This window comes from Nitrospirota bacterium, from assembly GCA_016212215.1.
Lineage (GTDB): Bacteria > Nitrospirota > 9FT-COMBO-42-15 > HDB-SIOI813 > HDB-SIOI813 > JACRGV01.
Genome location: JACRGV010000114.1, coordinates 16,464 through 27,582 on the forward strand (window position 1 = coordinate 16,464; position 11,119 = coordinate 27,582).

Annotated in this window: 12 protein-coding genes; all 12 read right to left on the reverse strand. The window is 40.8% G+C overall.

What is annotated here, in order from left to right; all coding sequences use genetic code 11:
• Window positions 1-63 precede the first annotated feature (63 nt).
• Complete coding sequence (locus HZA08_10200) at window positions 64-1,011, reverse strand: hypothetical protein (GenBank protein ID MBI5193796.1); 948 nt, start codon at window positions 1,009-1,011, stop codon at window positions 64-66.
• Between the two features lie 219 nt (window positions 1,012-1,230).
• Window positions 1,231-1,527 (reverse strand): hypothetical protein, encoded by a 297-nt coding sequence (locus HZA08_10205; protein ID MBI5193797.1) that lies wholly within the window; start codon window positions 1,525-1,527, stop codon window positions 1,231-1,233.
• Between the two features lie 100 nt (window positions 1,528-1,627).
• Entirely contained in the window at window positions 1,628-1,843 is a 216-nt protein-coding gene (locus tag HZA08_10210) for an NgoFVII family restriction endonuclease (GenBank protein MBI5193798.1), read from the reverse strand.
• Between the two features lie 6 nt (window positions 1,844-1,849).
• Entirely contained in the window at window positions 1,850-2,308 is a 459-nt protein-coding gene (locus HZA08_10215; protein MBI5193799.1) for a hypothetical protein, read from the reverse strand.
• A 92-nt stretch (window positions 2,309-2,400) separates the two neighbouring features.
• A complete protein-coding gene (locus tag HZA08_10220) occupies window positions 2,401-2,985 on the reverse strand; it encodes a hypothetical protein (GenBank protein MBI5193800.1) in 585 nt (194 codons plus the stop codon).
• On the reverse strand, window positions 2,985-4,004 hold the full coding sequence (locus tag HZA08_10225) for a site-specific DNA-methyltransferase (GenBank protein ID MBI5193801.1): 1,020 nt from the start codon (window positions 4,002-4,004) through the stop codon (window positions 2,985-2,987). The genes HZA08_10220 and HZA08_10225 overlap by 1 nt, the downstream gene beginning before the upstream one ends.
• Window positions 4,005-4,263: 259 nt before the next feature.
• A complete protein-coding gene (locus HZA08_10230; GenBank protein MBI5193802.1) occupies window positions 4,264-5,697 on the reverse strand; it encodes a metallophosphoesterase in 1,434 nt (477 codons plus the stop codon).
• A gap of 104 nt (window positions 5,698-5,801) precedes the next feature.
• The gene (locus tag HZA08_10235; GenBank protein ID MBI5193803.1) at window positions 5,802-6,953 is read right to left on the reverse strand and encodes an ATP-binding protein; all 1,152 of its coding nucleotides are present in this window, start codon (window positions 6,951-6,953) and stop codon (window positions 5,802-5,804) included.
• 260 nt (window positions 6,954-7,213) lie between these two features.
• Window positions 7,214-7,633, reverse strand: a complete 420-nt coding sequence (locus tag HZA08_10240) for a DUF86 domain-containing protein (GenBank protein MBI5193804.1) — start codon at window positions 7,631-7,633, stop codon at window positions 7,214-7,216.
• Between the two features lie 14 nt (window positions 7,634-7,647).
• Window positions 7,648-8,103, reverse strand: a complete 456-nt coding sequence (locus tag HZA08_10245) for a nucleotidyltransferase domain-containing protein (GenBank protein MBI5193805.1) — start codon at window positions 8,101-8,103, stop codon at window positions 7,648-7,650.
• 425 nt (window positions 8,104-8,528) lie between these two features.
• Entirely contained in the window at window positions 8,529-9,665 is a 1,137-nt protein-coding gene (locus HZA08_10250; GenBank protein MBI5193806.1) for a restriction endonuclease, read from the reverse strand.
• Window positions 9,641-10,531 carry an adenine-specific DNA-methyltransferase gene (gene yhdJ / locus HZA08_10255; protein MBI5193807.1) on the reverse strand — a complete coding sequence of 297 codons (891 nt, stop codon included), beginning with the start codon at window positions 10,529-10,531 and terminating at the stop codon, window positions 9,641-9,643. The genes HZA08_10250 and yhdJ overlap by 25 nt, the downstream gene beginning before the upstream one ends.
• Between the last annotated feature and the right edge of the window lie 588 nt (window positions 10,532-11,119).

An 11,119-nucleotide genomic window follows, 5' to 3' on the forward strand; every position in this document is an offset into this window, starting at 1 on the left:
AAACTTTCTTTCACAAGTGCGCCTCAGATATACTTTTCAAAATGGATTTCAGCTCTGCAATATTCACTCTCCATTAGGTGTCTCCTTCGTCTTCTCAGCATTCTCCTCAAGCCTTTTCAATACTCTGTCTATCATCCCCCTCATAAGCTTGTCTGCAGAGAAACCGGAGGCAATGGCAAGAATAGCATAAACATATCCGGCGTAATCCGCAGGGACATTGATTGATATTATCTGTTGAATTCCTGTTGTCATTGTCTCACCACTTTCAGTAACAGGTGTTATGGAAAATATGAGTTTTGATTTCTCCAGGACACAGATAAATACGGCAGCAAATGCGGCCAGGATAGGCTTTGATATGATGTGATGAACCATATACCTCCAGAACGGCCCCTTGATAAACAGAAAATCCTCTCTTGTAATAATATTACTGACATAAGCCCCAATAAGACCAAGTATTGATACTGGAATCACTATCTCCTTGAAAGGGAAAACAGCCAGACCAACTAACTGCGTAGGATAACAGAGGAAATAAAAAATAAACATCCAGAAGGCAAGCAGGAAGCTGCTTAAAACACCTACAAGGTTATTTAGCGAAAGGATCCAAAATGAATGATCCATCCGCTCATTAATAATCTTCATCGCCTCTTTTATAATATACCTGGATTCTTCAATCTCCTTTGTCCCATTCAATAATCCTTTTTGTGAAATTACCGCTTCAGTTTGAGATACCTTACTGATCCTATCTATTGCCATAAGCAGTTCCCCCTTCTCTCCCTCATTCCCAAGCCATTCTATCCTTAAGGCTTCATCCTTGATATTCAGGTCGAATGAGGTCTTTACGTCAACAGCCTTGCTGAGTAATTCAGCTTCAGGTACCAACAATATAATATCTTCATCCGTCCTGTGAACAAGCTCCCAGAATATCTTATAGTTCTTCCTGCGAAGCGTGGCAAATGGAATCCACGTCCACCATAAGTTGCCGACATCAATAGCATTTTTAGCATCATCCATCCTCTCCCTGCATTTATTAATTACCGCATTTTGAAATAAAGTAAGTTCCTGCTTTTAAAGGACATCAAGATATTTGTTTACTTCAAGGGACTTCGTCCATAACCCTTCTTCAGCAGGACTGATCCACCTGTAAAATCTATTATTAGTTTCGCTCATTTCACCTTCCTTTTGTTAGGTAGGGGGCGTACGCTAACCTTCTGGTTATTCCATTGTCTTCATCTAATTATGACTAAATATGTTTTTTATTCTCAACAGGTGACCCACATACTCTGATCGTGATTCTCCATTGGGAGTTTTGTTATTGATTTGGCACCAGTCATTGAATCTCTTAACATCAAAATCAACCTTAACCGGCTCATAATCATTTTTCTTCAAATCCTCAATAACCCTGCCGGTATTTTCCAACCATTCCTGATAAGTATTCTCTATTACTTCAGGATCAGATGCTGTTGATTTCAACAATCCCCATTGATCTTCACGATATGAGGCAATACCAATGTTTATTTTATTGTTCATATATTTTCCTCCCTCATTTTAAATAATCCTGTATACTCTGCAAAAACTGATCAACCTCAACCAACTCCTCCTCTATATCCTATTTTGTGAAAACTGTAACTTACCCATAGTCGAGCTTTGCCGGTCTTTGCAAGGATATGCCTTCCAATCCTTCTGCACCATACATACCATAAATTACCTTAGAATGAAATGGAAGAGTTTGAAGTCTCTGAATTGGTTTTGGCCCAACGTATCCCGATAAGGCAATTAGCTCATCTGTTTGAAACAGTTCGTGTCTTTGAAAAATAATTTCTTCTAAATTTTCAGTAAATAGCATTGAGTTTTATTTGTTATTTTTCAAAGTAATTGTATGTTCTTTTTTCGGAGCATTTGAAAACTTTTTGTTGAATGATCGTGTAATGTCCGAAAGATTTACACTTTCTATTTTTTCAATTGAGTAATTGCTATGTTTACAAATTTCTGCAATTACTTCGCTCATTTCAATAGTTGTCCCATCAACAATTCCATCGCCGATAATCATCACAAAATATGAATGATTTTTTGAAACTCGTGAAAGTTCATCCATAATTTGCGTCATTGAGTCAATGTATTCTGCCTTCGCAACTTCAATTTTTTTTGTGTCAATCCTGTGATGGTTTCCAATTTCTTTTTGTCTTACAGGTCTGTGGTCAAACCCAAGCCAAAACATTCTTTGTTTGTGATACAAGTAATAGTCAAATGTATTGATGTAAGGCGGAGAAGTAATGACATAATCAAAATGGTTGTCTGGATATTTCTTCAAAACTTCATATGTGTCTCCGTTATGAACTTCCGCTTTTGCATCGATGATATGTTTATTTAAACTTAGAACTTGAAGGTAATTTGAAACTGTGTCTATGAAAGAAGAAAAAACAATTCCGTCAGGATGATTTTTTTCTTTGCTGTGTATCTAACTTCACTGTCTTGATTAGAAACCTTTACAATAATTTTTGAGAAGGCACAATACAAAAGGTCTTTGATGTTTAGGTTTTCAATCTTATCAATTATATTTTTCAGTATCACTAATTCATGACTGACATTTTCTTGAAACCAGTGATTGCGATTTGGAAAATCAGGAATTGCAGTTTCAACATTTGACTTACCATTCATGTTAGCAAACAAACCGTTGCTTGGTTGTGGTTGAATTTCAGAGATGAAATCTTTGATTGATTTAATTTCTTCTGCTGAATAGTGATTTGATTTTGCACGAGAGATAATGTAAGCGATTGGGTTAAGGTCAATGCCAACAGAATCCATTCCGTTTAAAACTCCTTCTACTAATGTTGTCCCGCTTCCACAAAATGGGTCAAGAATTGTAAAACCACGTTTGCAATACAAATTAAAAAACTTGTTCACAAGTTGCGGAGTATACTTCGCAGGATACGGATGAAATCCGTGAGTATAGTATGTGCTGTTTTTATTTTGGTTGTCCGCTATCATTAAAATTTTTCGCCTTTGATGTTTTTCCTGAATACAAGTATAAATGAATGCCCGATGTTGAAGTAGTATCGTCTTGATTTATTCCCTCCCAACCGAACTAATTTTCTTTGGCTTGATTGGTCCCAAATAATCATGTCCCACATTTTCCATCCAGCTTCTTGTGCAACCCGCATAAGGTTGCTATGCAAACTGATGTAAGGTATGTTGTTTTCCATGTCTCTGTAATCCCGCACCACCCAGGCATTGTAAGCACCTGGCTTTGAAACCTGATGAAGTGATGAAAATAATTCTTTCATCTTTACCAAATATTCTTCGTAAGTAACATTGCCTAAATCTTCTTCATGTTTAGAATATGGCTTTGCTAATTTTCTACTCTGATTTTTGTAAGTGTTTCCGTTGTAGTCCTTGTCTGCAAAGTTCTCACGAATCTTGTTTAACAAGTTAGCATACGGTGGAGAAGTAAGAATGAAATCAACTGAATCTACCGGTAGATATTTGTAAACTTCCATCGCTGAGCCTTGAATTATAATTCTTCGGTAGTCTCTATTTGGATTCCCGTCTTTCGGGTCAATGCCTTGATTGAAAAGTTTGATGAAGTTCTCGTTGAGTTCAATTCCGATGGAATGTCGCTTCAGAATGTTTGCAGCATCTAGTGTTGTCCCAACTCCTGCAAATGGGTCAAAAACTGTGTCGTCTGGCTTTGAATATATTTTGATGAAGTGTTTTGCCAATGTTATCGGAAATGAAGCACCGTGTGTTCTTCTTTTCTCTGTTATCGGGCTGTTGAATGCCTGAACGCTTTTACCATGTATTGTCCATTCACTTCCATTAAGGTCATTAAGTTCGTGTCCGTTCAAAACAATTTTCTGAACTTTCTTTTTCTTCTCTGTGTGCTTTTCAAATGAATTGAAGTCGATAAGGTAAAGTTGTTCACCATTCTCCCAAATAAGAACCTTTTCCTCTTCCTCTATGATTGGATATGGCTTTACTTTTTTCTTATGTTCTTTCGTTACAATCATTTATTTAAAATTACGCTTAAAAGTTAAGAATATCATTACGCTTCTGCCCCAGAAAATTACCAAATGTTTAGTCACATAACACAATAGGAAAATAGTAAAATTAGCTCTCATGCTACTCTCCAATACCTAAGGTGTCAAGAGGTCACGGTAACGTCAAAGTCGTGTATTCCATAACAGGCTTGTACGAGGTCTACATACCATAATATAATTCTGGGGACATCATACATAATGGTGTCCCCAATCAGACCCCAAAGTCATACTAACTCCTTCTGTTTATCCTTGCCCTGAGGTTCTGCTGCCTGACATATATTTCACGGGCAACTGTTGAAGAAAAATCCCTCCAAATTCCACTCGATGAATTGACCAGGCCGGATAGCCTATTAAATATTGGTGTTGGTGGTTGGCCCGCATGAGTTGCATCTTCAACTCTGACGGAATAGCCGGATAGATTTTCTGCTTCATTAAACATTCTGAGGGAAACAGCATCAAGATTCTCATCAACAAGGATTACTGCCCCGCCCTGGAGTGGTTGAGCCTCCACTGATTCCACAACCCATCCACCGCTGTTAAATACATTCACCCATGCAGGGTATCCCCTGAAATTTACATCCTCCTGATATGGTTTATGTGTATGGCCAAAGACAATAGTTACTTCCTTCGGCATAGCTGCCTGTTCTTCAAGAATCTGTTCCCTGAGTGTCCCTTCTGTATAAGCCCACAGGCCCTTTTCAGCATCCGGACTCAGTAAACCTCCGGAATATTTCTTTTCTTTTTTTGCAAGATAGTTCACTAACATGCCGATGAAAAAACCTATCACCTTTGGTTCAAAATATTCAGGCACAAGCGGGACATCAACTTCCTTTGCCAGATATGCCGATAGATTTTCTATCAATCTCTTACGACCTGTTTCATCGCCTATCTTCTCATATATCTTTTCTATATCCTGACCGGCAACCCCTGAACGCCCCATCGTTGACCAGAAGAAGTCTATCCATGCAAAATTTTCCGCCTCAATATCATCTACGTCAACAGGCTTTTTCTTATCAGGAAATATTATCCCTGTTACGGTGCTCATGAGATAATAGATAGACTCAATTAAATGGCCGTGATGAAATACCACACATTTATTCTTATCTCCACTAATAAGTCCAAAATTAGGGTAAGCAATCTGAATATTAAAATTATTAAGGTTTGGGTATCTCTTTATCAATCCGTTTAGAAAATTTGAGGGAACAGGATTATTTACATTTTCTACAAACATCTCTGTAGTATGCCATGGAGGAGGTAACGAACTCCCTGCCTGATTTAATTGTCTTGAAATATATTCAACATATTGGGTCTCTCGTGCGGTTTCCCAGAGGTGATGGTCATGATTACCAGGCACGTAAATGATCTGCTCAAAAAGCTCATCACCAGGGGGCATAATCAGCTCTATAAAACGTTCGAACACCATTGATGCCTCATTCATCTCTGCAAGAGCCAATTCAAGAATGTCTCCATTCAGGATAAGGATTGGTTTCCTATTATTATCATTACTGCGGATAAGTTCCTTCAGACATTCTACAAGTTTAATAAGAACAGGACTTGGACTAAATGGGTCTATATCACTACTTCCTGTTTTTAGATTTGTTAACAGACTATCCTCTTCCCCAAGATGCATATCTGACAGACAGACATAACGAATATTCGACATATCGATACCTCCTTATAAAAAATGTTAATTGAATTCACCGGCGCAATATCATACAACCATATTGTCTCCTTTTATTTCACTAAATCAAATGTCAGGGTCCGGAACTAGTTGCTCTCTGTTAAAATTTTCAACAATTCCGTTAATGAGCAGGAAATCCGGTCATTACTTATTGCCGGTTTAGTTGTCTGGGAAACAAGCACACGCTTATCAGCTCCTACCAGATCTGCCGCACGATTGAGACTGTCAAAATGCTGCAGTGAAGGGTTGGATGTTAACTTCACCTCAATTGCCCATAATGTATTCTCATACTTTATCAATAGATCTATTTCAGAGCCATCGGATGTACGGAAAAACCATGTTTCAAGCGGTCGTCCGGTGTTATTTAATGTATTCAGAATCTGTTCAATGACAAACCCCTCCCAACTCGCTCCTACCCACGGTTGATTCAGCAGGGTTTTATAATCCTGAACGCCGAGCAAACTGTGGAGAATGCCTGTGTCACGCCAATAGCACTTAGGGCTGCGGACAAGCCGTTTTCGAATATTAGCCGACCATGGATGGAGTTTGCGAATGAGAAAAGTCCCTTCAAGGAAATGGACATAGCTATTAACCGTATGATAAGAAATGCTGAGGCTTTGTCCCACCTGTGAGGCATTCCATAATTGTCCATGAACAGCCGCTAACATTTTGAGCAGGCGCTGCATCACTTGTGGTTTAGCGATCAGCCCCCAGTTCGGCAAATCTCGTTGTGTCAGAAGGTCGAGATAATCCTTTTGCCATTGTGGATAAAGGTCAGGTGACAAAATACCTCCGTCAGGAAAACCACCCAATAACCACAACTCCCTCATTGGAGTGTCCGGCAGTTCAGATAGAGTAAAAGGGCTTAATTCTACGAGTGAGAGGCGTCCGGCCAGGGACTCTGAAACATGTAACATAAGCTCCGGGGAGACAGAGCCCAATAGCAGAAAACGGCCAGTCCGGCGGCGATCCTCATCAATTGCCCCACGCAGCCGCGGAAACAACTCCGGGAAAGTCTGGGCCTCATCGAGCACTATCAAACGTTTGGTCTTAATCAAAGAAGGCCATTCAACATCCAATCTCAATCGTTCGGTTTCCTGCTCAAGATCAAAATACTCAGTTGATAAAGAACGCGCCAATGTGGTTTTACCGGACTGACGGGGTCCGACTAATGCTACAGCAGGATACGATTTTAATCGCTGTAGTACCAGCGTTTTAACTTTTCTCAGGATGATCATACAAAATAGAATACAATTTCTATTTTGCAAAATCAAGATGTTTATAACGTTAGTTTCATATATGCATTACTATACCTTTAACCTTGTTATGTAGGCATATTATCTCCTGGGAGAAAAGTATCTCTCAGACCCACGCATCACAAATATTATGTCCTGAGAAATGTCTATCTCAATCTTTTCGCACTTTGTACCCATAGCGATATACTTCCTTAAGTTTCAGACTTCTTGTATAAAATAGGGCTTTCCGTACCCGTATCCATTTATTTTTTCTGTTGGCTTTCCATGAACTGCCCAAGCTCGTTGAGGAAATTCCTGAAGTCTTTCATATCGGTTTGCAAAATCTGGTACAGCTCTTCATTCGTAATCTCGTGATAGAAGTGAACGATCCTGTTTCGATAACCGGCCATCTCTATAAGCCTTTCCACCAGTGGCTGAGATAACACACCGCTGTCGCCAAGCCCACGGGCAATATCTTTGTATTCATGAGTCAGGCGAACTTTGCCGGTCTTTGCAAGGATATGCCTTCCAATATCAAAGGTTGCCTCAAGACAGTGTCTCAGAAAGGTTTCTGCTGATGCAGGGTTTTTATAATCACGCAGAAATTCTTCCTTCGGCAGAGTGCCCAGATCCTGTAAATGGGACAGGGCAGTACGGATGACATCAATCCTGCCTGTTATCATGGTGACGTTTAAAGTCATGTCCTGATAGCTTCCAATACTTCTTTTGTATATTGGTCATAGACAGGCTTCCAGTCTTGATAAAACTTGATGACTCTTTCTTCGTAATCTGTTCTCTGATCATCATCACGGCTATAGATTAATTGACCATTGATTGCCTCTGACTGAATGATGACGCCGGTTTCCTGAAGAAAGACGAGGTCCAAAGAAAGCGGATAGAATACATCTGATAAATCAGAATAAAGTCTTTTGTAAAGTTTTACTCTTTCCTTTGGATCAGAAAGAGGTAACAGGAACACCACACCGACATCAAGGTCGGCAAGTGGATCAATATCTACCGGCATCTTATTATCCAGCAGACCAACCCCTTCATCCGCCATGGAACCAAAAAGGTAGACTGCGAGGACCTGATATCCTGAACAAACTCTGAGCAACTCCCTTTTCCTTCCGGCTATTTCATCCATTTGACTCAAGACAGTTCATCTCCTTCTGATTTAACACATAGTTTAGTTCAGTCGCAAATAATTATAGGTTATATAAATGCACGTTGTAAAGGGGGGATTTGCCATAACCTTGATTTGTGTTGCCGCATAATCAGGAGTCATTTGTCGGGGTCGGACCACGCTATCCTTCTGCCGCCTCATAAACTACCGCAGTAAAAAGGATGTTTTCAGGCCGCAAATTGATGTTCTAAGGACTTAGTAATATGGAAATTATCACATTAGTTTATGAAAATCAAAAGGTTATTATGGTCCGACCCCGATTATTTTCCTTATGGCTTCTGGGGGCCGTTCTATTAGCTCTGAATTCAGAATTACTGAAATAGATGCAATATTTGATAATGCAGGGTGATGGACGGACACATGACTTAGGCGAAGCAATGTTCAGTTCAGCAGTTTCATTCATCTTCGTTTTCATCATCTTCGTCGTCAGGTTCCTCGTAATTGAACTCGACTTTGCTCTGGCGAACGATCTCGTTCATGATACTGCTAAGGTAGCCTTGGGCAACGCCACTCCTGAATCGCTCTTGTAGTATAGGAATATTAATTACTTCTTCAATACACGCCATGTACTTCTCTACAATGGCTTTAACAGAGTACTGGCGCTCCGCGCCCTCGCGAAGTTTCTTGACAAGCACTTGTATAGCTTCACTCGACTTTATCACGAACGTGATAGGATAACGCTCGATCTTGTCGATGTCCAGAAAGTACTTCCGCACATCAAGCGTTTCCGTCACCTGAAAGAACCGGCCAAGCGGTTGCATAACGAAGTCGATACCGCCGTCATTAGCATTCGTGCGGCCCGTCTTATAGAGGATCAAAGGCGACTTTTCCAAATCATCAAGCTGAAAACCGAAATATACAGTCTGATCATGATAGAAGTATTTTAGGATTGCATAACTCACGATCTCAAAGATGCGCGCATCAACATTTTGAGCCAACAGTCCAAGGACAAACTCTTCCACCTTATCATTCTTCTGTTTTGATATCTCCCGCAGTTGCTCACAAGTCTTAATGAACCCTGCAAATGACGCCTGCTTGGTGCTCGCATATGCGTTGATGATCTCGATGATTGCTTCAGCAATGTTGAATGTCTTCTTGCCAAGCGATAAGGCAATAAGCTTCTCGTTGATCCAATATCTTTTAGTCTCAACAACCCTGAGAATCGGCTGAGCATCGACCTGTGGAAAGCACTTCCTGAATTCTCCATTTAGGCGGTCGTTCAGGCCATGGTTCTGTAGTTTGCCGCCAAAGGGCAGTTCGCGCTGTCTCTTAAACAGTTTGGAGAATTGCGCCCCCTCGTATTTTGAGTAATCACCTTTTTTATGGTATCCATGCGTGACGTAGTCTTCCGCCAAAACATAAATCGCGTAGAGATTTGCGAAGCTGCTTCTTGCTTTTGAACCGCGGGTAGCTGAGACAGTTTTGAGGTTGATGTACTGAAGGAGAGAACTTTTTTCAAACAGGTCTTCTGCCTTAGTGGCGAAATGGCGGGTGAGGATGTCTTTTATTACTGGTGTGAAGTCGTGTTCCATTGCTCATGCCTTTCAAAAATGGCCAAGTGCTGTTGGACTGGGCCACCCTGTTGTTCATAAGTCTTCGGCTCACGGCGCAGGACTTCGCCGTTATATGTTTCCTGAATTGCAAGACGGCGAAGGCCGATCTTCACATACTCCTCCTCGGCTTCGATGCCGAGGGAATCTCGCCCTAGCAATTGCGCAACGAATGACGTAGTGAATGTACCGGAAAACGGATCAAGTACAAGGTCACCAGGTTTTGAACTTGCCTTAATGATCCTGTCCAACAGGGCTGTTGGTTTTTGCGTGGGATGGTCTTCGTATTCGTCCATCCGATACCGTACTCGTGGGATGTTCCAGACGTTTCCCGGCACCTTCTTGGTGTTGTACATGGTCGGAATGGATTTTCGATAGTCTATCAACTTTCGTGTTGCACCAGTGCGGGCTTCAACAAGAATGTCATCTGTGTTGAAGGTATAGTTGTCCTTATCCTTAACGCAAAAGAGGATGGGTTCATAGAGAGAACCAAAATAATTACGCGCTTGTACTCCAGAGCTGTCGTACGCCCAGACAATCCGGCTGAGAATATGGAGTTGTTTACGAAGAAAAATGTCGAAGTAGGGGATGTTCTGAGTCGCAGTCATAACATATAAGCTACCGTGTGGCTTCAGCTTAGCGATGCAGAGAGTAAGCCACTCATAACACCACGAAAGATATGCTTCATCTGATGGCCAACGGTCTTTTCTACCATTGAAGTTTTTCCCGATATTGTAGGGCGGATCAGCAAATATTAGGTCTACCGAGCCATCGGGAATTTTGCTCGTGAGGGCATCTATGGTATCACCCCAGATAATCGCATGTCCATTTTTCTCGAAGAGTCTCATATTTTTTGCAGTATAGCATTTTCAGGATCGGAAAGCCAAGCTGTTCTTTAAACCCAAAAGCAGAGATAGGATTTGATGGTATCTATTTTTATTTTTATTTTTTTAAATTTTGCTTAACCGGACTTTTTCAAGAACTCAGTACCCCTTATCTCAGTGAAAATAATAATTACCACTCTGCCCTGTCACGAAAGAAGCTTCTTCATTCATCCGCCAGAGTTTTTAGGCAGTCCTATCCCATACATATTATGATTTATCAGTATTGTCTGCGTTTTTGCTGCCTCATGTAGCTATGGAAAAGGTTGTTATGGTCCGACCCCGATAAGGTGAAATTCCCTCTTGTGACACCTATGTGTAATATGCCACACCTGTCCTGGAATGTAATGTCGGTTAGCCCTCGGCATGTTTATCGAGTCAATCCCTTTTTTAGTTGAAATTCAATAGCGGCCACCATGTTATTATGCAGCGGCACGTGCCTGCTGCGCTCCGATTTTAAGTTCCCTTTGTATAACATCTCGTAATTTAGACAGGTGCTTGTGACCTCTGACCTTGGTCAATCTGGGCTCTATATCTAATAAAGCCGATGCCACC